The organism is Ferranicluibacter rubi, assembly GCF_011603255.1.
In the GTDB taxonomy this organism is placed as follows: domain Bacteria; phylum Pseudomonadota; class Alphaproteobacteria; order Rhizobiales; family Rhizobiaceae; genus Ferranicluibacter; species Ferranicluibacter rubi.
This window is the reverse complement of the sequence record NZ_JAANCM010000001.1, coordinates 624,033-645,787: the sequence shown is the minus strand read 5'-3', so window position 1 is coordinate 645,787 and position 21,755 is coordinate 624,033. Positions and strand designations below refer to the sequence as shown.

The following is a 21,755-nucleotide window of genomic DNA, read 5'->3' as shown; positions in this document are numbered from 1 at the left end:
CGCGCAGGCGTGCCTGTCTAAGCTGACGTTTTCGACGCGCTTCGGATAAGGAACGGCAATGGCAAAAGAGATCTTCGTTTCCTACGGCATCGATGTGGATGCCGTTGCAGGCTGGCTCGGCTCCTATGGCGGCGAGGACAGCCCCTGCGACATCTCGCGTGGTGTCTTTGCAGGCAAGGTCGGCAGCGTCCGCCTGCTGAAGATGTTCGAGAAATGGGGCATCAAGACCACCTGGTTCATTCCCGGCCACTCCATCGAGACCTTCTGGGACGAGATGAAGGCGGTTGCCGATGCCGGCCACGAAATCGGCATGCATGGCTACAGCCATGAAAACCCGATCGCCATGACACCGGAGCAGGAAGAGGCGATCTTCGACAAATGCGTCGATCTGATCACGCAGCTTTCCGGCAGGCCGCCGCGCGGCTATGTTGCGCCGTGGTGGGAGTTCGGCTCCAAGACCAACGCTCTGCTGAAGGAGAAGGGCATCCTCTACGACCACTCCCTGATGCACAACGACCACTTCCCCTATTACGTCACCGTTGGCGACGAATGGACGAAGATCGACTATTCGCAGCATCCCTCGACCTGGATGAAGCCCTATGTCGCCGGTCCGGAGACGGACCTGATCGAGATCCCCGCATCCTGGAACCTCGACGATCTCCCGCCGATGATGTTCATCAAGGCGGCGCCCAACAGCCATGGCTTCGTCAGCCCGCGCGATCTGGAACAGCAATGGCTCGACCAGTTCGAGTGGGTCTACGAGAATTACGACTACGCCGTCTTCCCGATCACCATCCACCCCGACGTCTCCGGCCGGCCGCATGTGCTGAAGATGCACGAGCGCCTGTTCGAGACGCTGAAAGGCTATGAGGGGGTGAAATTCGTGACGATGGAGGAGATCGCGCAGGATTTCGCCACCCGCTTCCCACAGTCGGGCACGGAGCGGCCGAAGCCCTGATATGTGCGGCCTCTGTGGTGCCTTCGCCAATGCCGACCACTGGAGCCAGGGCGGCGACGTGGCGCTCGTCATGCCGGCTGCGGAGCGCATGCGACAAGCGGCGGCCGCCAACCGGGTGCTTGGCGCCCGTGGCCTGAAGCTGTCGGTCTGGGCCGATCGTTTCGTGCTGCGCGGGCCGACGGGGAAGAGCGTCGTGGTCGATCACCTCGGCGCCTTGTGGCCGGCGGCCGACAGCCTCGGCGGCCGCTTCGATCCGCTCGACCTTGGCGTGATGGTACGGTTGGAAGGCGCGGGATGACGCGGGACCTGATCACCGCCAATGTGCTGACCGGCTTTCTCGGCGCGGGCAAGACGACGCTGCTCAACCGGCTGCTGTCGGGGCCGGACCTTGGCGACACCGCCGTGATCATCAACGAGTTCGGCGATATCGGCCTCGATCATTTCTTGGTGGAGAAGGTCGATGGCGATATCGTGCTTTTAAAAAGCGGCTGCGTCTGCTGCACCGTCCGCGGCGATCTGAAGGACGCCGTGCTCGCGCTGTTCGAACGTCGCGCCCGTGGCGACATCCCGCCCTTCCGCCGCCTCGTCATCGAAACGACGGGTCTTGCCGACCCCGCGCCGATCATCGCGACGCTCGCCGCCGACATGATGCTCAAATATCATTTCGCCATCGGCAATGTCGTCACCGTTATCGACGTGCCGAACGGCCTGCACAATCTTGAGACCTTCGAGGAGGCGGCCCGACAGGTGGCGCTCGCCGACCGCATAATCCTCACCAAGACCGATCTTGGGTCTGCCGAGGATAGCCATGCGCTGCGCGCGGCCGTGGCGGCGATCAACCCTGCCGCCGTCGTGACATCGGGTGACGACAGCGGCACGGTCGCCGCTCTGCTGACGCAGGATATCCACGACCTCGCCTCACGGCCGGCGGAAGCGCGGCGATGGGTGGCCTCCGCCCGGCATGCCGATCACCGCCACGGGAGCGAGGACCGCAACCGCCACGGCGAGATCCGCGCTTTGTCGCTGACGATGGATCGCCCCATCGCCTGGGCCCGCTTTTCACTGTGGCTGTCCCTACTGGTCCATCGCCACGGCACGCGTATCCTGCGGCTGAAGGGGATTCTCGACGTGGAGGGCGCTGCGTCCCCCGTCGTGGTGCACGGCGTCCAGCATCTGATCCACCCGCCCTTTCATCTAGCCGAATGGCCGTGCGAGAAGGCGAGCCTGCTGGTGCTCATCACCGATGGTGATCTGGGCGATCTCCAGCGCTCCTTTGCCGCCTTCGTGGGTACGCAAGCCGAAGTCCGCACCGCCATTCCGGCAAGCCTGTGACATGAAAAAGCCTTCGGCGAACCGGGTTCGCCGAAGGCTTGAGGTGGTGGCGTCAGCGCTCTGGCACTGTGCTTATCCGCGCAGTACGCCGCCGGTGGTCTTCGTGACGTTGGCGACGATCTTGGCAGTCAGGGCCTCGAAATCCTCGTCCGTCAGCGTCCGGTCGGCCGGCTGGATGACAACCTCGACGGCGACCGACTTCTTGGCCTCGCCGAGCGCGGCACCTTCGAAGACGTCGAAGACGGTGACGCCTGCGACCAGCTTGCGATCGGCGCCCGAGGCTGCCTTGACGATGGCGGCCGCTTCGACCGCGCGATCCACCACGAAGGCGAAGTCGCGCTTCACGGCCTGGAACGGCGAGAGCTCGAGCGCCGGCTTGGTGCGGGTCGCCTTCTTCTTCGGCTCGGGCAGGGCATCCACGAACACTTCGAAGCCGGCGAGCGCGCCCGATACGTCGAGTGCCTCCAGCGTCTTCGGGTGGAACTCGCCGAAATAACCGAGCGTGATCTTCGGGCCGTACTTGATGGTGCCCGAGCGGCCCGGGTGGAACCAGCCGGGTGCGCCGGCCTCGATCTGCACATTGCCCATGGGCACGCCGCAAGCTTCCAGCACCGCCAGCGCATCGGCCTTGGCGTCGTAGACATCCACCGGCTTGCCGCCGCCGCGGCTGGCATTCGACCAGGCACGACCGGCGCCGGCAAGGCTCGCCGTGCCGCGACGGATGCCGCCTGCCACGCGGCGCTGCCCCTCGGGCCGGTCGTTTTCATAGGTGCCGGACACCTCGAAGATCGCGACGTCGCCATAGCCCTTGTCGGCATTGCGCTGGGCCGCCGTCAGCAGGCCGGGCAGCAGCGAGGGCCGCATGTCCGACATATCGGCTGCGATCGGGTTCGACAGGGCCAGCGCCGGAGCGCCGCCGCCAAAAAGAGTCGCCTGCGCCTTGGGAATGAAGGACCAGGTGACGGCCTCCAGCATGCCGCGGGCGGCAAGTGCGCGCTTGGCCAGCCGCGTGCGGATCTGCAGCGTCGTGAGGATGCGCGTGTTGACCGAGACATCGCGCTCAAGCGGGACCGGCCGGATATGATCGACCCCGTGGATGCGCATGACCTCCTCGACCAGATCCGCCTTGCCATCCACATCGGGACGCCAGGAAGGAACCGTGACAGTGAACCGCTCGGCTTCCGCACCATCCTTAACAGGAAAGCCGAGGCCGCGCAGGATCGCGACGCTTTCGTCAGTGCTGACCTCCAGCCCGGTCAGGCGCTTGACCTCGGACACCGGGAAATCGACGGTCTTCGGAGCGGTTTTCGGCCCCTCGACAATGTTGGCCTCGGCCGGCGTGCCGCCGCACAGTTCCAGCACGAGTTCCGTCGTGCGGTCGAGGCCCGGCACCATATAGGCCGGATCGACGCCGCGCTCGAAACGATAGCGCGCATCGGTGATGATCCCCAAGCTGCGGCCGGTGCGGGCGATGTTCATCGGGTCCCACAGGGCCGACTCGATCAGCACGTCCGTGGTGGTCTCGTCACAGCCGGAATGCTCGCCGCCCATCACGCCGCCGATCGATTCCAGACCGTTTTCGTCGGCGATGACGACCGTGTTCGGCGTCAGCGTATAGGTCCGCTGGTCGAGCGCAAGAATGGTCTCGCCTTCCACGGCGCGACGCACGGTGAGATCGCCCTTCACCTTGGCGGCATCGAAGACATGCATCGGCCGGCCCATGTCGAAGGTCATGTAATTGGTGATATCGACCAGCGCGTTGATGCGGCGGAGGCCAATGGCCAGCAGCCGCTTCTGCATCCAGGCCGGGCTCGGCCCGTTCTTCACGCCGCGCACGAGACGCAGCGAGAAGCCGGGGCAGAGATGCGTATCGGTGCCGAGGTCGAGGCTGACCTTGACCGGTGTTTCGCCCTGAACCGAAAACGCGGGTGCCGGCCGCACTTTCAGCGTGCCGAGGCCGGAGGCGGCGAGATCGCGGGCGATGCCGTGAATGCTCGTGCAATCCGGCCGGTTGGGCGTCAGGTTGATCTCGATGATCGGATCGTCGAGACCGGCATAGGCGGCGAAGCTCGTGCCGACCGGCGCATCCGCCGGCAGGTCGATGATGCCGTCATGGCTGTCGGACATCTGCAACTCGCGCTCCGAGCACATCATGCCCCGGCTTTCCACGCCGCGGATATTGCCGACGGAGAGCGTTACGTCGATCCCCGGCACATAGGCGCCCGGTGCGGCAAACGCCCCGATGAGCCCCTCGCGCGCATTCGGCGCGCCGCAGACGACCTGCACAGGCTGCCCGGCACCGATGTCCACCATCAGCACCTTGAGCTTGTCGGCCTGCGGATGCTTTTCGGCAGACAGGACCTTGGCGATGACGAAGGGTTTGAACGCCGCCTTGTCGTCGATATCCTCGACCTCAAGCCCGATCGCCGTCAGGCGCGTGCAGATCTCGTCGAGCGAGGCGTCGGTATCAAGGTGGTCCTTGAGCCAGGAGAGGGTGAATTTCATGCCATGTTTCCTTCGCGGCCGGTCCCGGCCCGGATATCAAGAATTCTTATTTGCCTTCACATGCGCCGCCAGCACGGCATTGATCCGGCTCTGCCAGCCTGGTCCGGTTCGGCGAAAATGCTCTACCACAGCGTGATCGAGCCGCAGACCAACGCGCTCCTTCACCGGTTCCTTCTGTGGTCCTCTATGGCCACGGGATCGTTCCAAGGCTTCGAGAATGTCAGGTACGGCGTCCTTCATAGGGCGGAAATGCAGCAGGTCTTCGGCCGTGATCTCGCGAACCTCGCCGTCCTCGTCAGTGAGAGGGGGAAGGTGATCCGGAAGCGTCGAAATAGGCTTTCTGTTCACGCTCATTGGCTTTCCTTAAAGATATAACCCGCATCCTGCCGTCTCTCGGAGTCCAGCAGAGAACATGAAGGCGCGCCTCAATGAACCCGAAGACGATGAAGCGCGTCTCGCCGTAATCGGAGCGGCTGTCGATGACAGTCAGGACCGATGACGGATCCATCGAAGCCGCGGAGGCGAAATCGATTCCCCGCTCCCGCAGGTTCTTCTGTCGCTTTTCCTCGTCCCACTCCAGTTCCATGATCTACCACACATCTCAATTTGTGGCCACGAAAAAATCAGCCGCTTAAGCCCCCGAACAGCGTCGGCATGTCGAGCGGGCGGAAGCCGTAGTGGGACATCCAGCGGACGTCGGCGTCGAAGAAGTTGCGCAGGTCCGGCATGCCGTATTTCAGCATGGCGATGCGGTCGAGGCCCATGCCCCAGGCGAAACCCTGGTAGACATCGGGATCCAGACCGCCGGCGCGCAGCACGTTCGGGTGCACCATGCCGCAGCCGAGGATCTCCATCCAGTCGGTACCCTCGCCGAACTTGACGATCGGGCCCGACGAGCGGTCGCACTGGATATCGACTTCGAAGCTCGGTTCGGTGAAGGGGAAGAACGAGGGACGGAAGCGCATGGTGACGCTGTCGACCTCGAAGAAGGCCTTGCAGAACTCTTCCAGAACCCAGCGCAGGTTGGCGACGTTCGCCTTGGTGTCGACCACAAGGCCTTCGACCTGGTGGAACATCGGCGAATGGGTCGCGTCGGAATCCTGCCGGTAGGTCTTGCCGGGAATGATAATCCGGATCGGCGGCTTCTGGGCTTCCATGGTGCGCACCTGCACGGGCGAGGTATGCGTGCGCAGCACCTTGCGCGCACCGCTTTCGTCCGGCGGGAAGAAGAACGTGTCGTGCATTTCGCGGGCAGGGTGGCCTTCCGGGAAATTCAGTGCGGTGAAATTGTAATAGTCCGTCTCGATGTCCGGACCTTCCGCAATCGAGAAACCCATGTCGGCGAAGATCGCGGTGATCTCGTCGGTGATCTGGCTGATCGGGTGAATGCGGCCACGCTCGGCGGGGGAGGCGCGCACCGGCAGGGTCACGTCGACGGTTTCGCGCGCAAGACGCTCGGCGATGGCGGCATCCTTGAGGTCCGCCTTGCGGGCCGAAATGGCCTCGCCAATCACGCCCTTCAGCGCGTTGATGGCCGCGCCGCGGGTCTGGCGTTCTTCCGGCGTCATCGTGCCCAGCGTCTTCAGCAGCTCGGAAACCGAACCCTTCTTGCCGAGTGCGGAAAGGCGCACCGCCTCGATCGCGGCCTCGCTGTCGGCAGAGGCGATCTCGCCGAGAAGAGTGCTTTGCAAAGTGTCGAGGTCGCTCATTCGTCTTCTGCCTTGTCGATGGGGCGGTTCAAAAACGGAAAAACCCGCGCTAGCCTGCCAGCGCGGGTTTCCCAAAGTCTTCAGTCGTCAGGGAAGCGCTGGCTTACTTGACCGCGCTTTCAAACTCGTTCTTCGTGCCGGCGTCCTTGAGGTAGGACAGGGCGTTCTTCGAGGCTTCGATGAGCGCGCCGAAGGCAGCGGCTTCATGGATGGCCATGTCCGACAGAACCTTGCGGTCGACTTCGATGCCGGCCTTGTTCAGGCCATCGATGAAGCGGCCATAGGTCAGGCCATGCTCGCGGACGGCAGCGTTGATACGCTGGATCCAGAGCGCGCGGAAATTGCGCTTGTTGACCTTGCGGTCGCGGTAAGCGAACTGCTTGGAACGATCGACAGCAGCTTTGGCTGCACGGATCGTGTTCTTGCGGCGGCCGTAGAAACCCTTGGCTGCCTTGAGAACTTTTTTATGCTTTGCGTGAGCGGCTACGCCGCGCTTTACACGTGCCATGGTATGATCTCCTTAAAATCCAATAGTGCCAGACGTCTCAGAGACCGTTGGGCAGGTAGTTCTTGATGACCTTCTTGCCATCGGGCTCGGCCAGAACCATCGTGCCGCGGGCGTCGCGAATGAACTTGTTGGACCGCTTGATCATGCCGTGGCGCTTGCCGGCGGCAGCTGCTACGACCTTGCCGGTCGCGGTGATCTTGAACCGCTTCTTGGCAGAGGACTTCGTCTTCATCTTGGGCATTTTGCTACTCCATTCTGATTATGTGAGGTGACTGACGAGGTCGCCTCGAGCGTAAAAGAACGGCCACGGCATGCCCTGCCGGACCGTTCGGACGGCGGCTTATAACCGCAGGACGGGCAAAGAGCAACAGTCCGGCCATGGGATTCTCATCCGCGGGGGCGTCCGCCCGCCAGAAACGGCAGGATCAGCGAGAGCCCGGTGCCGACGAGGGCGGAGACGACGATCAGCAGATGCGTGTTGACGCTAGCGCTGGCGAGCGTCTCCAGCGCGTCCGGCGCCCGGGATGCACCGAGCGCTGCGGCGCCGGCCGCAATGCCGGCCGGGTAGGTTCCCACCCCTGCGGGTGCGTGGACGGGCAAAACGGAGGAGATCTCGCCGCCCAGCGCACCCCCGACGCTTGCCGAAAGCGGCCAGACGCCCATCAGCGCGAGAACCCAGGCGAGCACGGCCACCTTGATGCCCCAGTTGACGACGGTGAGGAACCAGGCGCGGCCGAAAGCGCCGAGATCGGCGGGGATGCCGGCATCGATCTCGTCGATCACCCGTATCAGTTTTGCCGGCACCCGTGCAAGTTTTGCCGGAAGATGCCGTTTCGCAAGCCTGACGAGGCCTTTGCGCAAGGGAAACAGGAGAAGGGGCAGCACGAGAAAGAGCGCCCATAGCGTCCCCGCGACGACGGGTCGCTCGGCCGTCGCGACCAGTCCCATGCCGCCGGCGGCAAGGAGGGCATGGAGATCGAGCAGGCGCAGGACGAAGAGCGCCGAGGCACCGCGCGCCAGCGGCACGCCGAATTCCGAGCGCATCAACAGGGGAAAGCTGGTCTCGCCGGTGCGCAGCGGCATCATGATGTTGAGGAGATTGTGGATCTGCGTCACCCGGAAAAGTGCGAGAAAGCGGCCGTGGGTCTCGTGGCGAAAATAGTCCTGCATGCGGTGGGTGCGAATGAAATAGGTCGCGACGAGCAGCGCCAGCGCCATGGTGCCTGTTCCAGGCCCCACCGTTCGCCACCGCGAGAGGATCTCGCCCCATCCCAGAAACCACTGGAGGAAGGCGGCATAGAGACCGACGACGCCAAGGGTAATCACCAGCATTCGGTTGTATTTTCCTGACGTTTGCACGCTCTCGTCCCCCAAGGCCGTTCTTGCGGCAACATGCCGCCGCGCGCTGTGGATTGCTCCCTGCGGGCGCCTGCTATAACGGAAGCGCGGGGAAAACCAGATATATCCGGAGCGCCACGTGCGGGAATCCACGTCAGTAACACAGAGCGGTGCCGAGACCGCAGGCGAGGTCGAGCTTTCGATCCTCATTCCGGTCTGCAACGAAGAGGAGAGCATTCCGCCGCTTTTCGACAAGATCTGCGATGCGATGCGGGATTTTGGCAAGCCCTGGGAGCTGATTATCGTCGATGACGGCTCGACAGACGGGACGCTGGTCAATCTGCACAAGGAATTCGCCCGGCCCGGGCTCGATCTCAGGATCGTCGAGTTCCAGCGCAATTTCGGCAAGGCGGCGGGCCTGCAAGCGGGCATCGACGTGGCGCGGGGGCGCCTGCTCGTCACGCTCGACGGCGATCTTCAGAACGACCCTTACGATATCCCGCACATGGTCACTGTTCTGGAAGAGCGCGGTCTCGATCTTCTCTGTGGCTGGCGCAAAGCGCGGCAGGATGGGCTCGTCCTGCGGCTGATCCCGTCCTGGTTTGCAAACCGGCTCATCCGCAAGATCACCGGCGTGCACATCCATGATTACGGCTGCGGCCTGAAGCTCTATCGCACGGACATTCTCCGGCAGATCCGCATTCTCGGCGGCATGCATCGCTTCATTCCCGCCTGGATCGCGACCGTCGTGCCGACATCGCGCATCGGCGAGATGGTGGTGAACCACTATCCCCGCCAGTTCGGCGAATCCAAATACGGGATCTCGCGCACCTTCCGCGTCTTTCTCGATCTCCTGTCGGTGCTGTTCTTCATGCGCTTTCGCCAGCGCCCGGCCCAGTTCTTCGGCTCCATCGGCCTCGTTTTCGGCGCCGTCTGCAGCCTGATGTTCGTCTATCTCGCATGGACGAAGTTCGTGCTGGGGCAGGATATCGGCACACGACCGATGTTCATCATTGCCGTCATGCTCTTCATCGCGGCGGTGCAGATGATCACCACCGGCATCGTGGCGGAGATGCTGGCGCGCATGCAGGTCGGGGAAACCAACTATATCGTGCGCCGTGTTCACGGCCGGGACGACTGACGTGATCGAAGCACTGTCGCGTCGTCGCGGGTGGCTCACCGGACTGCTGGCCCTCTATTTTCTCGTCAACATCGCGCTCCGTCTCGCTCTGCCATCTTCGCTGGAGCTCGACGAGGGCCAGCAGCTGTTTCTCGCGCAGTGGCTGGCCGTCGGCTATGACAGCCAGCCGCCGTTCTACAACTGGCTGCAATACGGCGTCGTCCAGATGCTGGGCGATACCGTGCTGGCGCTGTCGCTTCTCAAGAATGCGATGCTGTTTGCCTGCTACGGGCTGGTGGGCATGACGGCGGCGCGGATCATCCGCAATCCCGTTCTCGTCGTCATCGCCGTGCTTGGGCTCCTGACCGTGCCGCAGATCGTCTTCGAGGCGCAGCGCGACCTGACGCATACGGTGGCCGTGCTCTTTGCCGCCTGTCTCTTCGTCTACGCGCTGGTCGCCACCCTGCAGCAGCCGACGGCCGGCCATTATGCGCTGACGGGGCTCGCGATCGGGCTCGGCGTCATCGCCAAGTACAATTTCGTCCTGCTTCCCGTCGCGGCTCTCGTCGCCGTCCTGCTCGATCCCGTCTTCCGGCGGCGCCTTTTCGACATGCGGCTGGTTCTGACGGCCGTTATCGCCGTCGCGATCGTGACGCCGCACGGCTTGTGGTTCATCGAGCATCTCCGGACGGCGACGGATCGGACGCTCGGCAAGTTGATGCAGGACGGTGATGACGGCCGCCTGGACCAAATCGGCGATGGCCTGATCTCGCTCGCGCAGGCCCTGATCGCCTTTTCGGTCGTCACGATCGGTGTGTTTGCCGCCGTGTTCGGCCGGCAGTTGCGCGCCGCGTGGCGCACCCAAAGCTCCTGGTCGCGGTTGATCGGCCGCATGCTTCTGATTCTCGTGGCAGCGCTCGTGCTGCTCGTCCTGATCGGCGGCGCCTCCCACATCAAGGATCGGTGGCTGACGCCGTTCTTCTTCCTGCTGCCGGTCTATCTCGCGCTGAAGATCGACCTTCTGGATCAGCCGCTCGGCTCGGCGCCGAAGCACTTCGGCCGGATCGCCCTTCTCCTCATGATCGTCGTTCCCCTGGTGCTCTTCGCGCGCGTGCCCGCGGCACGGCTGACCGGCGACTACAAGAAGATCAACGTTCCCTACCAGCCGGCGATCGAGGCGATTCTGGCGACCGGTCGCCACCGCCCGACGCTGATTGCAACCACCGAACTGCAGATGGCCGGCAACCTTCGCCTCAACGCGCCGGGTATTCCGGTGATGATCCCCGGCTACGAGGCCTTCCAGCCGCCGGTGACCTTCGATGCCGAGCATCCCTTATTGATGGTGTGGCGCGACAAGGGGCAAGCGGATGCGCCGCTGGAGCCGCTGTTGCAGGGCTGGCACGACGCCTATATCCGCGCCGCCACCGGTGCCTCCGCCGATCCGATCGAGGCACACGACATCGCGCTGCCCTATCACTACGGCCGGCCGGGGGATCTCTATCATGTCCGCTATGCGTGGGTGTATCCGCCGGCACGGTGAAGGCACCCCGGAAAACCCCATGAAAAAGCCGTCCGGGACAGCGTCGCGGACGGCTTTTGAATGCTGGTCGGGCGTTTCCCGGCAGCGCGTCCCGCCCGGAGTTTATCTCGGGGCGAGCACCATCATCATCTGGCGGCCTTCGAGCTTGGGCTCGGCTTCCACCTTGGCGATGGTCGTGGTGTCTTCCTTGACCTGAAGCAGAAGCTTCATGCCGAGTTCCTGGTGCGCCATTTCACGGCCGCGGAACTTCAGCGTCACCTTGACCTTGTCGCCTTCCTCGAAGAAGCGGTTCATCGCGCGCATCTTCACCTCGTAGTCGTGGGTGTCGATGTTCGGACGCATCTTGATCTCCTTGATCTCGATGATCTTCTGCTTCTTGCGGGCTTCGGCGGCTTTCTTCTGGGTCGCGTACTTCATCTTGCCAAGATCGAGGATCTTGCACACCGGCGGTTCGGCGTTCGGCGAGATCTCGACGAGATCGAGGCCGGATTCCTCTGCCATGCGGAGTGCCTGGTCGGTCGGCACGATGCCCTGGTTGCCGCCCTCGGCATCAATCAGCTGGATCCGGGGAACGCGGATCTCCTTGTTGGAACGGGGGCCGTCCTTGACCGGGGCATCATTTTTGAAAGGTCTGCGAATGGTCGTACTCTCCTCGAGTTGTTGACGACGTTTTGATGTTAGACGAGGCAGGATCCGAAGGCGGCGCTGGCCGCGGGATTGTCTGGATCGTTTGAGGCGACGTCTCTACCACAGGTCGGAAAGAAAATCACCACCTGTCATGCGCCCGCAAAATCTGTTTTAGAAGAATTTCGGCCGCCTCTTCGCCCGAATACGTCGCCTTGGCCCGAATACGTCGTCTTGGAAGGAACGGATATGTCGCTTACCCCCCAGCTTGTCCAGCCGGAGACCCTCGATGTCGGAAGGGACGGCGCTGAACGGCGCATCGCCTACATCCTCCAACCCGCCACGGAAGAGACGAAGCCGACCCTCGTCTGGCTCGGCGGTTACCGCTCCGACATGAGCGGCACCAAGGCGGTGGAGATCGAGCGTCATGCACGCGAAACCGGCTGTGCCTGCCTGCGGCTGGATTACTCCGGCCACGGCGCGTCCGGCGGCGCATTCCGCGAAGGCACCATCTCGCGCTGGCTGGAGGAGAGCCTCGCCGTGATCGACCACGCCGTCCGCGGCCCGATGATCCTCATCGGCTCGTCCATGGGCGCCTGGATCGCGCTACGGGCCGTCCAGACCCTGCGGGCCCGGGGCGATGGGCAGCGCATCCAGGGCCTCGTGCTGATCGCACCGGCCCCGGATTTCACGGTGGACCTGATCGAGCCGAACCTGACGGACGCCGAGCGGGCCTCGCTTGCCGAGCGCGGCTATTTCGAGGAGCCGACGCCCTACGGCCCCGACGCCAACGTCTTCACTTCGGCCCTCATCGAGGATGGGCGTGCGAACGTGGTTCTCTCCGGCATGATCGAGACGGGATGCCCGATCCATATTCTTCAGGGCATGGCGGACCCGGATGTGCCCTTTGCCCATGCCCTGAAGCTGATGGAACATCTGCCGGCCGACGACGTCGTCATGACGCTCATCGGCGACGGCGATCACCGCCTGTCTCGACCCGAGGACATCGAGCGGATCCTCGCGGCGATCGACGGGCTGACGACGGCTTGACGGCGGGCTAGGCCCGCCCCGACATTCAGGCCCTCAGGGCTTCGCGTGCCGTGGCCGCTGCGCGGTCGTTGACGAGCGTCGCAAGCGTGCGGGCCTTCTGCAGGCAGGCCGGCTGCTGGTCGAGGAAGCGGCCGGAGTCGATTTCCATGATCAGCGTCGTGTCGGGCAGGAAGGTCAGCTCGGAGAAGATCTCCTCCCAGGCGATATCGCCCCAGCCGATCGGCAGATGCAGGTCGCCGATGCCGAGCGCGGTGGCTTCCGCCGGATGGTAGAAGGTCTTCTTCGTCGAGGGCAGGCCGAAGCTGTCATGGACGTGCAGATGTCCGGTGACCGGCGCCATGGCGCGCAGCTCGTCGCGGAAATCGAGCCCCTTGAAGGTCGATTCGATATAGGCATGCGAGAAGTCGATCAGCGCCACGACATTGTCGGAGCCGATCGCCCGCACCGTCTCGGCCACCTGGCTCGGCGTCTGGCGGTATTGTCCGCTTTCCGTGGTGAAGATGTTTTCCAGCACGATGCGCACGCCGTAGCCGCGGGCGATCTCGCCCATTTCGGCCAGTGCATCGCGCTCCATCCGGTCGAGATCCGCGCCGTTCTCATCCGGCCCGAGAAGGGCGGCACCGGAATGATGCACGAGAATGCCGGCGCCGAGCCGGTCGCAGAGCTCAAGCATCGCCCGAACCACCTTTTTCTGCAGGTGCAGATGCTGGCGGTCCATGAAGTTGGAGATGATCTGCCCGTGCAAAGAGAGTTTCTGGAAGCCGTAGGGCCGCACGATATCGACGACCCGCCGGGTACGATCCTCGATGATCCGGCCGCCGGCGATGATCTCCTCGCCATAGATGCCGATCTCGCAGGCATTGGCGCCGGTCTCGGCGATCTCGCGCAGCGAGGCGTCGAGCACCGACAGGTCGCCCTTGCCGGTGCGGTTGCAGAAGCCAACGGCGGAAATGATGTCGCTCATGGATCAATCGTCCTCATCGTCTGTTGAAATCGGTCTGCCATCGCGACGACACCCGCCGCGATGATGTGTATCGGTCAAACGGCTTCCGCAGCCTGGCGGACAGGCTCGTATCGCCCTATCGAATGCGTCACGTCGAGGCGACGTCCGGTTTCCCGGTCGAAGACGTGCAGCTGGGCGGGCGGCAGGGCCAGTCCGATCAGGTCGCCGGACGCAACACGGATATCAAGCGGGATGGCGGCTGCAAAGATGCGGCTGCCGAAGGCGGCATGGACGATCCGTCCCGAGCCGAGCTCTTCGACGAAATCGACCCGCGCCGGTAGGCCCTCGCCCGCCGGCACCACGCGGCATTCTTCCGGGCGGATGCCGAGCGTCACGTCGCGACCGGCAAGGGCCGCGGCCATGGCGGAGGAGATCGGGATCGCCAGATGCTCATGGCGGGCGACCGTGGCGGATGCGTCGATGCGGGCGTCCATGAGGTTCATCGGCGGCGCGCCGATGAACGAGGCGACGAAGGTGCTGGCCGGGCGGTGATAGATGTCGAGCGGCTGGCCGACCTGCTCCACATGCCCCTTGTTCATGACGACGAGCTTGTCGGCCAGCGTCATCGCCTCCACCTGGTCGTGCGTGACGAAGACGGAGGTGGCCGACAGGCGCTGATGCAGCTTGCGGATTTCGGCCCGCATGGTGACGCGCAGGGTGGCGTCGAGGTTCGACAGCGGCTCGTCGAACAGGAAGACCCCGGGTTCGCGGATGATCGCGCGGGCCATGGCGACGCGCTGGCGCTGGCCGCCCGAAAGGGCCGCCGGCTTGCGCTCCAGATAGTCGCCGAGCCCGACGATCTTGGCGGTCTCGGCAATGCGCGCGCGGCGTTCGGCCTTGGGCACGCCCGCCACTTTCAGCGCATAGCCGATATTGTCGGCCACCGTCATGTGCGGATAGAGCGCGTAGTTCTGGAACACCATGGCGCAGCCGCGCTCGCGGGGTTCGAGCTTGTTGACGACCCGGCCGTTGATCTCGATCTCGCCGCCGGTGATGTCCTCCAGCCCCGCGATCATGCGCAGCAGCGTGGACTTGCCGCAGCCGGAGGGGCCGAGGATGACGACGAATTCGCCGGAGGCAAAGGCAAGATCGATGCCGTGCAGCGTTGCGGTCTTGCCGTAGGATTTGCGGACGGCCCGGATGGTGATGTCAGCCATGGGTGAAGCCTTTCTGTTTGGAGTGGCTGCTTTTCAGCGCCGAAATGTCATTTTTCGCTGGAGACGAGGCCGCGCACGAACCAGCGCTGAAGGACCGCGACGACGAGGAGCGGCGGCAGCATGATGATGAGCGAGCCGGCCAGCGTGACGTTCCAGTCCGGCGTGCCGTTCTCGGCCGGCAGCAACGCGACGAGCGACATCATGGTGGTCTTGTAGGCGGGATCGGTGATCATCAGCAGCGGCCAGAGATACTGGTTCCAGCCGTAGACGAACATGATGGTGGTCAGCGCCAGCATGTTGGTGCGCGAGAGGGGGATGAGCATGTCGATGAAGAAGCGAACCGGCCCCGACCCGTCCATGCGGGCAGCCTCGGCAAGTTCGTCGGGCAGGGTCATGAAGAACTGGCGGTAGAGGAAGGTGCCGGTGGCTGTTGCGACCAGCGGCAGCGTCAGCCCGGCATAGGAGTTCAGCAGGTTCCATTCGATCGACACCGTGATGCCGGTGACCCAGGCGATCAGAAGACGGATCGGCTCGAACAGGTCCGCGGCGACCGCATAGGTCGGGACCACGCGCACTTCGAGGGGAAGCATCAGCGTGATGAACACGATCCAGAAGAAGAAGTGCTTGAGCGGGGTGCGGAAGAACACGATCGAGAACGCGGTGAGCGCCGACAGCGCGACTTTGCCGAACGTGACGATGCTTGCCATGATGAAGCTGTTCAGCATGGCCGTGCCGAGATCCGCCCGCTGCCAGGCTGCCGTAATATTCACGATCAGCTGGTTCTGCGGCAGGAAGTTGAAGGGAACGGCATTGACCTGCTGCACGGTCTGGCTGGCGCCGGCGACGATGACGGCGAAGGGACCGAGGAGAAGGAGAAAGCCAAGCGCCATCAGCACGTAGGTGAAGGCGTCGGCATAGGGTGTGCGCTGGATCACGGTCGTCTCACTTGTAATGCACGCGCCGCTCGACGAAGCGGAACTGGATGAAGGTGAAGATCATGATGAGGCCGATGAGCACGATGCTCTGGGCCGAGGCGCCGGAATAGTTGAGGCCGCGGAAGGCTTCCTCGACGATGCGGTAGACCATGACGTCGGTGCCGTGGTTGGGGCCGCCATCCGTCGTGCGGGCAACGATGCCGTAGGTGTCGGCACCGACGAAGCCTTCGGTCATCATGATGACGGTGAGGAAGAACAGGGTGGGCGCCAGCATCGGGATCTGGATGTCGATCGCCCGGCGGACCGGCCCGGAGCCATCCATCGCGGCCGCTTCGGTCAGCGACTTCGGCACGGACTGCAGGCCGGCGAGCAGGAAGATGAAGGTGTAGCCGGCCCATTTCCAGGCGAACACGACGATAACGAGGATCAGCGCGTGGCTCCCGTATTTCGCGGGATTCCAGAAATCGGGAAAGGCGGAATTCACCGAGGCCATCAGCCCGCGTTCGGGCGACAGGATGAAGCGGAAGGCCATGCCCGCGGCCGGACCGGCAATCGCGTAAGGCAGGATGTAGAGAAAGCGCACCGCGCCCGAGCCAGGCAGCTGCCGGTCCACGGCCAGCGCCAGCACGAGGCCGATGAAGATGGTGCTGAGCGTGCCGGCCAGCGCGAAGGTGAGGCTGACGACGACCGAGTTCCAATAGAGCGGATCGGCGAACACGTCGCGGAAATTGGCAAGGCCGACGAATTCGGCAGACCCGCCGAAGGGCGGCTCCAGCGTGAAGGCCCAGCGGACGACGGCGACGGCGGGCCAATAGAAGAACAGCGCGATCAGCGCGAGCTGCGGCAGGGCGAAGGCGGTCGGAAGCCACCAGCTTCGAAAGACGGCGCGTTTGTCCATGATGGGGAACCTGAAAGTAAGCAGACGGCAGGAAAGCCTGCCGCAGGACGCGGCAGGCTCGATGACGGTGGGGAGCGCTTAGTTCAGCGTCTGGCCGGCATAGGTCTTTTCGAAGCGGCGCAGGATGGTGTTGCTGCGCTCGGCAGCCTGGTCGAGCGAGGTCTGCACATCGGCGTTCTGCATGAAGATCGCTTCGAGCGCGGTCCCGACTTCCTTGCGGATCTGCGTGAAGCCGCCGAGGCGGATGCCGCGGGTGTTCTCCGAGGTCGGTGTGTAGGTGAGGCTGGCGATCGACAGTTCACGACCCTTGTAGGGCGCCTTGTCGTAGAAGCCGTTGGCCTTCATGGCGTCGAAGCCGGTCTTGGTGACGGGGATGTAGCCGGTGACCGTCGACCACCACTGCGCCATCTCCGGCGTGCCGAGATAGTTGAGGAACGCTGCGGCACCCTTGTACTGGGCATCCGGAAGGCCGGCCATGACCCAGAGCGAAGCGCCGCCGACGAGCGAGTTCTGCCGCTCGGTGCCCTTCCAGACCGGAAGCATGGCGACGTCCCACTTGACGCCTTCCGGCAGGGTCTTGCCGATCGTGCCGTGGTCGGCGATCGACGTCTGGATCATCTGGCAGGTCTGCGAGGTGAAGGCGGGGACGACGTCCATGCCGAGCTGCTTGGTCTTGATCACCACCAGCTTCTCGTCGGCCAGCTTCTTCAGGAACTTCACCTGATCGACGAACTTGGTCTTGTTGAAGACGACTTCGGCATCGAGACCCTTGTAGCCATTGGCCTGCGTCGCGATCGGCAGGTTGTGGATAGCCGAGAACTGCTCCATCGTCGCCCAGGTGTCGAAGCTCATGCCCATCGGGCATTCGTAGCCGGCAGCCTTCAGCTTGCGCGCGGCCTCTTCGACCTGCTCCCAGGTGTCCGGCTTGAAATCGATGCCGGCTTTGGCGAAGGCGTCGGCATTATAATAGAACATTGCGGTGGAGGAGTTGAACGGGAAGGAGTTCAGCTCGCCGGCAGCGGTCGCGTAATAATTGGCGATGCCGCCGAAATAGTTGTTCCAGTCGATCGTGTAGCCGTTGTCGGCCATCAGCGTCTTGGCCGGAATGAAGGCCTTGGACAGCATCAGGTCCAGCGTGCCGGCATCGTAGATCTGGGTGATGGCCGGCTGCTTCTTGGCGCGGTAGGCCGCGATCGTGTTCTGCAGCGTGGTATCGTAGCCGTTCTGCGAGGTGCAGACGATCTCGAAGTCGCCCTGCGACTGGTTGAACTTCGAGCAGGCTTCTTGCACGCGCTCGCCGAGATCGCCCGACAGGCCGTACCAGAATTCGAACTTGGTCTTTTCCGCGTGGGCCGGGGTGGTCGTGGCGGTGAGGGTGGTGGCGGCCAGAAGGCCCGCCAGGACGGATGTCAGAACGGAAATTTTCATTTTGTGCCTCTTGCAGGGACGTGAAGGCCTATCCGGGCTCAAGGCCTCGGATAAATCCTCGCCGCTGCTAGCAGCCGGGCATGACAGTCAGGCGTCGGTTTGTTTACGGAATCATGACGGTCGAAAATGACGCAGTGCAGCGCACTCGAAACCGGCAAATGCCCGAAAAACCGCGGGAAGGCAGTGTTAACCTTTCCCAATGGGAACTTAATCCCTCAAAAAGAGGCGTCATTTCAACGGCATGGAGGAGGTGATGCCGAATTGCCTCCAATTTTAACCATATGAATCGATCCCCAAATCTTCAGATTGACGCAGGGGGAAGGAGGCTGTTAACTTTCTGTTAACGATTAGAGCGGTGCGCGCAGCCTTCAAGACGCGAAACCGGCGTTGTTGTCATTTTTCGAGCGGGGACCGGACGTCGCATGCTTTGCGGCGAAGGCATCCCTGCGCCACAGGGGATGTGCATGGCACAGATGACGGGGCTCAAGGGAATGGTCTTCGCGCTCGCGAGCTTTCTCGTATCGGCAGGTGCCGCCGTACCGGCGCTCTCGGCGACCGCACTGTCCATGCAGACAGGCGCCATCACGTCCCAGCCCATCGGCCACTACGAATTCTGCAAGACGCACGCCGCCGAATGCGACATCCGCACCCGCTCGACGCCCGCACCCCGCGTGACCGCCTATGGCTGGTCCGTCATCCGCGCCGTCAACGCCGATACCAACCACGAGATCACGCCGATGACCGATCTCGAGCTTTACGGCCGGGACGAGGTCTGGGCCTATCCGGAAACCGCCGGCGACTGCGAGGATTACGTTCTTCTCAAGCGCAAGCGTCTCATGGAAAAGGGCTTCTCGCCGGCGGACGTGCTGATCACCGTCGTGCGCAAGCCGGACGGCGAAGGCCACGCGGTCCTGACCGTGCGCACCGCCCAGGGCGACTTCGTCCTTGACAATCTCGACGACGACGTGAAGCTCTGGACCAAGACCCCCTACCGCTTCCTCAAGCGCCAGGCCTCGTTCAACACGGGCCGCTGGGTCACCATCGAAAACGGTGCCGAAATCGTCGTGGGTTCGGTCGGGCGGTAACGCGCGACAATAGCCGGGAAGGAACAGTTGAGGCGCCTGATGGCGCCTCAACTGTTCCCGATCAGAATACCCGCTCCCAGAACCAGCCCGCCGCCCAGCACGACCTGGAAAGCCGCGCGTAAAAACGGCGTTTCCATGAAGCGGTTCTGGATGAAGGCGATGGCCCAGAGTTCGATGAAGACGACGGCGACGGCCAGTGTGGTTGCGGTCCAGAAATCCGGGATCAGGTAGGGCAGAGCGTGGCCGAGGCCGCCGACGGCGGTCATGATGCCGCAGGCGAGACCGCGCTTCAGCGGCGAACCGCGCCCGGAAATCTTGCCGTCGTCATGCGCCGCTTCCGTGAAGCCCATGGAAATGCCTGCGCCGACGGAGGCCGAAAGGCCGACGAGGAAGGTCTGCCAGGTATCCTGCGTCGCAAAGGCGGCGGCGAAGATCGGGGCCAGTGTCGAGACGGACCCGTCCATCAGGCCCGCGAGCCCCGGCTGGACATAGGTGAGCACGAACTGCCGCCGTGCCGTGTCGTCCTCCGAGGCCTTGACGTCTTTGGGTGCGTGCCGCGCGCCGAGCATGCGGGCGATGTCCTCGTGACCCTCTTCGGCCAGTGCGAGGTCGCCGAGCAGTTTTCGCGTCTCGGCATCGACGACGCGCTTGGCCGCCTCATGATAGAAGTTCTGCGCCTGCCGTTCCATCGCCTCGGCTTCGCGCCGCATCTGGTCGAGCGTCAGGCTGCGCTGCAGCCAATCGGGCTTCTGTCGGATGAAGCCGCTGACATGCTCGCGGCGAATGAGCGGGATCCGCTCCCCGAACCGCCGGCGGTGCATGTCGATCAGCATGTTGCGGTGCGTATGCTCGACCGTCGCCATGTCCTCGAACACCTTGGCGGAAGCAGGATAGGCGGCGCGCAGGTGATCGGCATAGGCAAGATAGATCCGCGCATCGTCCTCTTCGGAAGAGATCGCAAGCGCCAGGATTTCCTGCTCGCTCAAACTGTCGAAGGCGCGGCGGGAACGGGAAAAGAAGCTCGTCAGCATGGTCGGTCCTGAATTTAGAATAATTCTAAACTAGACCGTTTGCCGACAAGATCAAGCGCGAATGTGCAAACGCGTTCCAAGAGATTGCGCAGAACCAAAGCTTACGGGGCGGGACTTGGCAGGGAACAAAACCGCACGCATCACGTTCACTTGGGCAATTCGAAATCATTGAACCCACGGAGAATAACAATGGACGTAAACGGCGTAGGCTGGCTCGCAGCCATCATCATCGGCGGTTTTGCCGGCTGGCTCGCAGAACAGTTCATGAAGTCCAATATGGGCGTGTTCATGAACATCATCCTCGGCATCATCGGTGCCGTCGTGCTTAACGCGATCCTGGCCGCTATCGGCGTATCGCTCGGTGCGGGCTGGATCGCATACCTGATCACCGGCTTCATCGGTGCCTGCATTCTCATCGCCATCGGGCGCATGGTGCGTCGCTAAGCGGCGTAACAGGGCGGCAGGCGTAACGAACCGCGACCTTTTCTAGGAGATCAACATGCTGACATTCGCTGCCGAAGGCAACGGTCAGGGCAAGCTGGAAATCAACGGGCAGACGGCGCCCGTGACGTACGAACTTGTCGTCGCCCGGGAAGAGGACGAATCGCGTCAAGTGCGCATCCGCCTCAACGCACCGCGCGACTGGCTGCTAAACCAGGGCTTCAAGGGCGAGGCGACCCTCGTGCGCGCCAATGGCGACCGCATTCCCGTCCGCCGCGAAGGCGGGTTGGATGTGGACGATGCCGTCTCGGTGACGCTCGAAGGCTATGACGATACGCGAAGCGACGCATCTGATGTGGATGCGGCCTATCCCGAGCTGAAGCACTGATTTCAGCCGCATGGCCGAGTTTAGAAAAGGGCGCCGTTCATCACGGCGCCCTTTTTGTATGTGTCGTTTGCGGGACGATCAGTCCTTCGCGCGCTCGACATAGGAGTTGTCTTCGGTCGCGATGACGACGCGGGTGTTCGCGACGATATGCGGGGGAACGAGCGTGCGGACGCCGTTCGACAGGATCGCGGGCTTGTAGGACGACGACGCCGTCTGGCCCTTGGTGACCGGCTCGGTCTCGACGATCTCCAGCGTCACGTGGCGCGGCAGCTGGATCGCGATGGCGAGGCCTTCGTGGATCGACAGCGTCACGGTCATGCCGTCCTGCAGGAAGACCTTCTGGTCGCCGATGTCGTCGGACGTCATCACCAGCTGATCGTAGTTTGCCGGGTTCATGAAGTGGAAGCCTTCGCCGTCTTCATAGAGGAAGGTGTGGTCGCTATCCTCGACATAGGCGCGCTCGACCTGCTCGGTCGTGCGGTAGCGCTCGGAAACCTTCACGCCGTCGGAGATGCGGCGCATGTCCACCTGCGTCACCGGCGTGCCCTTGCCGGGATGGAAGTTGGAGGCTGTGAGAACGACATAGAGCTTGCCGTCGACGTCGAGCACATTGCCCTTGCGAACGGAGGAGGCGATCACCTTGACCATAAGTCTTCCTTGTAACTGATAAAGATGCATCGTAGAGCGTTGAAAACCTGCCCATCT

Annotated in this window: 24 protein-coding genes; 9 read left to right on the top strand and 15 right to left on the bottom strand. The window is 63.4% G+C overall.

Features of this window, described 5'->3' with window-relative positions:
• The first annotated feature begins 58 nt into the window (after positions 1-58).
• Genes G8E10_RS03100 through G8E10_RS03090 form a run of 3 tightly spaced genes read left to right on the top strand, consistent with a single transcriptional unit; the run spans position 59 to position 2,290 of the window.
• On the top strand, positions 59-958 hold the full coding sequence (locus G8E10_RS03100; RefSeq protein WP_167126733.1) for a polysaccharide deacetylase family protein: 900 nt from the start codon (positions 59-61) through the stop codon (positions 956-958).
• A 1-nt stretch (position 959) separates the two neighbouring features.
• Entirely contained in the window at positions 960-1,256 is a 297-nt protein-coding gene (locus G8E10_RS03095) for a hypothetical protein (RefSeq protein ID WP_167126731.1), read from the top strand.
• Complete coding sequence (locus tag G8E10_RS03090) at positions 1,253-2,290, top strand: CobW family GTP-binding protein (protein ID WP_167126729.1); 1,038 nt, start codon at positions 1,253-1,255, stop codon at positions 2,288-2,290. Before G8E10_RS03095 ends, G8E10_RS03090 begins: the two co-directional genes overlap by 4 nt.
• 72 nt (positions 2,291-2,362) lie before the next feature.
• Here the strand turns inward: G8E10_RS03090 and pheT are convergent, their stop codons facing one another.
• From pheT to G8E10_RS03055, 7 genes are all read right to left on the bottom strand, one after another.
• On the bottom strand, positions 2,363-4,795 hold the full coding sequence (gene pheT / locus G8E10_RS03085) for a phenylalanine--tRNA ligase subunit beta (RefSeq protein ID WP_167126727.1): 2,433 nt from the start codon (positions 4,793-4,795) through the stop codon (positions 2,363-2,365).
• Between the two features lie 36 nt (positions 4,796-4,831).
• Positions 4,832-5,149 carry a BrnA antitoxin family protein gene (locus G8E10_RS03080; RefSeq protein WP_110800435.1) on the bottom strand — a complete coding sequence of 106 codons (318 nt, stop codon included), beginning with the start codon at positions 5,147-5,149 and terminating at the stop codon, positions 4,832-4,834.
• Entirely contained in the window at positions 5,091-5,381 is a 291-nt protein-coding gene (locus G8E10_RS03075) for a BrnT family toxin (protein ID WP_110800434.1), read from the bottom strand. Before G8E10_RS03075 ends, G8E10_RS03080 begins: the two co-directional genes overlap by 59 nt.
• A gap of 37 nt (positions 5,382-5,418) precedes the next feature.
• Positions 5,419-6,504 (bottom strand): phenylalanine--tRNA ligase subunit alpha, encoded by a 1,086-nt coding sequence (pheS, locus tag G8E10_RS03070; protein WP_167126725.1) that lies wholly within the window; start codon positions 6,502-6,504, stop codon positions 5,419-5,421.
• Between the two features lie 103 nt (positions 6,505-6,607).
• Positions 6,608-7,012, bottom strand: coding sequence for a 50S ribosomal protein L20 (gene rplT, locus G8E10_RS03065; protein WP_062595423.1), 405 nt, complete (start codon positions 7,010-7,012; stop codon positions 6,608-6,610).
• A 37-nt stretch (positions 7,013-7,049) separates the two neighbouring features.
• The gene (gene rpmI / locus G8E10_RS03060) at positions 7,050-7,253 is read right to left on the bottom strand and encodes a 50S ribosomal protein L35 (protein WP_029620731.1); all 204 of its coding nucleotides are present in this window, start codon (positions 7,251-7,253) and stop codon (positions 7,050-7,052) included.
• Between the two features lie 146 nt (positions 7,254-7,399).
• Complete coding sequence (locus G8E10_RS03055; RefSeq protein ID WP_167126723.1) at positions 7,400-8,344, bottom strand: lysylphosphatidylglycerol synthase domain-containing protein; 945 nt, start codon at positions 8,342-8,344, stop codon at positions 7,400-7,402.
• A gap of 145 nt (positions 8,345-8,489) precedes the next feature.
• Between G8E10_RS03055 and G8E10_RS03050 the strand changes: the two genes are divergently transcribed.
• Together G8E10_RS03050 and G8E10_RS03045 are read left to right on the top strand one after the other, a co-directional pair.
• Entirely contained in the window at positions 8,490-9,491 is a 1,002-nt protein-coding gene (locus tag G8E10_RS03050; protein WP_167126720.1) for a glycosyltransferase, read from the top strand.
• A gap of 1 nt (position 9,492) precedes the next feature.
• On the top strand, positions 9,493-11,010 hold the full coding sequence (locus G8E10_RS03045; RefSeq protein ID WP_167126717.1) for a glycosyltransferase family 39 protein: 1,518 nt from the start codon (positions 9,493-9,495) through the stop codon (positions 11,008-11,010).
• A 102-nt stretch (positions 11,011-11,112) separates the two neighbouring features.
• Here G8E10_RS03045 and infC read toward each other — a convergent pair whose 3' ends face one another.
• A complete protein-coding gene (gene infC / locus G8E10_RS03040; RefSeq protein WP_110727553.1) occupies positions 11,113-11,649 on the bottom strand; it encodes a translation initiation factor IF-3 in 537 nt (178 codons plus the stop codon).
• Between the two features lie 234 nt (positions 11,650-11,883).
• Here infC and G8E10_RS03035 point away from each other — a divergent pair, with 234 nt between their 5' ends.
• The gene (locus G8E10_RS03035; protein WP_167126714.1) at positions 11,884-12,684 is read left to right on the top strand and encodes an alpha/beta hydrolase; all 801 of its coding nucleotides are present in this window, start codon (positions 11,884-11,886) and stop codon (positions 12,682-12,684) included.
• Between the two features lie 25 nt (positions 12,685-12,709).
• Here G8E10_RS03035 and G8E10_RS03030 read toward each other — a convergent pair whose 3' ends face one another.
• From G8E10_RS03030 to G8E10_RS03010, 5 genes are all read right to left on the bottom strand, one after another.
• Positions 12,710-13,648, bottom strand: coding sequence for a sugar phosphate isomerase/epimerase family protein (locus G8E10_RS03030; protein WP_132664279.1), 939 nt, complete (start codon positions 13,646-13,648; stop codon positions 12,710-12,712).
• A gap of 74 nt (positions 13,649-13,722) precedes the next feature.
• Complete coding sequence (locus G8E10_RS03025) at positions 13,723-14,844, bottom strand: sn-glycerol-3-phosphate import ATP-binding protein UgpC (protein WP_132664278.1); 1,122 nt, start codon at positions 14,842-14,844, stop codon at positions 13,723-13,725.
• 47 nt (positions 14,845-14,891) lie between these two features.
• The gene (locus G8E10_RS03020) at positions 14,892-15,779 is read right to left on the bottom strand and encodes an ABC transporter permease subunit (RefSeq protein ID WP_110800426.1); all 888 of its coding nucleotides are present in this window, start codon (positions 15,777-15,779) and stop codon (positions 14,892-14,894) included.
• A gap of 7 nt (positions 15,780-15,786) precedes the next feature.
• A complete protein-coding gene (locus tag G8E10_RS03015; RefSeq protein WP_110800425.1) occupies positions 15,787-16,677 on the bottom strand; it encodes a carbohydrate ABC transporter permease in 891 nt (296 codons plus the stop codon).
• A gap of 78 nt (positions 16,678-16,755) precedes the next feature.
• Positions 16,756-18,105 (bottom strand): extracellular solute-binding protein, encoded by a 1,350-nt coding sequence (locus tag G8E10_RS03010; RefSeq protein WP_110800424.1) that lies wholly within the window; start codon positions 18,103-18,105, stop codon positions 16,756-16,758.
• A gap of 464 nt (positions 18,106-18,569) precedes the next feature.
• Between G8E10_RS03010 and G8E10_RS03005 the strand changes: the two genes are divergently transcribed.
• Entirely contained in the window at positions 18,570-19,190 is a 621-nt protein-coding gene (locus G8E10_RS03005) for a transglutaminase-like cysteine peptidase (RefSeq protein ID WP_167126711.1), read from the top strand.
• A 47-nt stretch (positions 19,191-19,237) separates the two neighbouring features.
• On the opposite strand, the gene mbfA is transcribed toward G8E10_RS03005, so the two are convergent.
• Complete coding sequence (gene mbfA / locus G8E10_RS03000; protein ID WP_167126708.1) at positions 19,238-20,221, bottom strand: iron exporter MbfA; 984 nt, start codon at positions 20,219-20,221, stop codon at positions 19,238-19,240.
• A 189-nt stretch (positions 20,222-20,410) separates the two neighbouring features.
• Between mbfA and G8E10_RS02995 the strand changes: the two genes are divergently transcribed.
• The gene (locus tag G8E10_RS02995; protein WP_062471330.1) at positions 20,411-20,665 is read left to right on the top strand and encodes a GlsB/YeaQ/YmgE family stress response membrane protein; all 255 of its coding nucleotides are present in this window, start codon (positions 20,411-20,413) and stop codon (positions 20,663-20,665) included.
• Positions 20,666-20,720: 55 nt separating this feature from the next.
• A complete protein-coding gene (locus tag G8E10_RS02990) occupies positions 20,721-21,050 on the top strand; it encodes a hypothetical protein (protein ID WP_110800420.1) in 330 nt (109 codons plus the stop codon).
• A gap of 78 nt (positions 21,051-21,128) precedes the next feature.
• Here G8E10_RS02990 and efp read toward each other — a convergent pair whose 3' ends face one another.
• The gene (gene efp / locus G8E10_RS02985) at positions 21,129-21,698 is read right to left on the bottom strand and encodes an elongation factor P (protein ID WP_110800419.1); all 570 of its coding nucleotides are present in this window, start codon (positions 21,696-21,698) and stop codon (positions 21,129-21,131) included.
• Between the last annotated feature and the right edge of the window lie 57 nt (positions 21,699-21,755).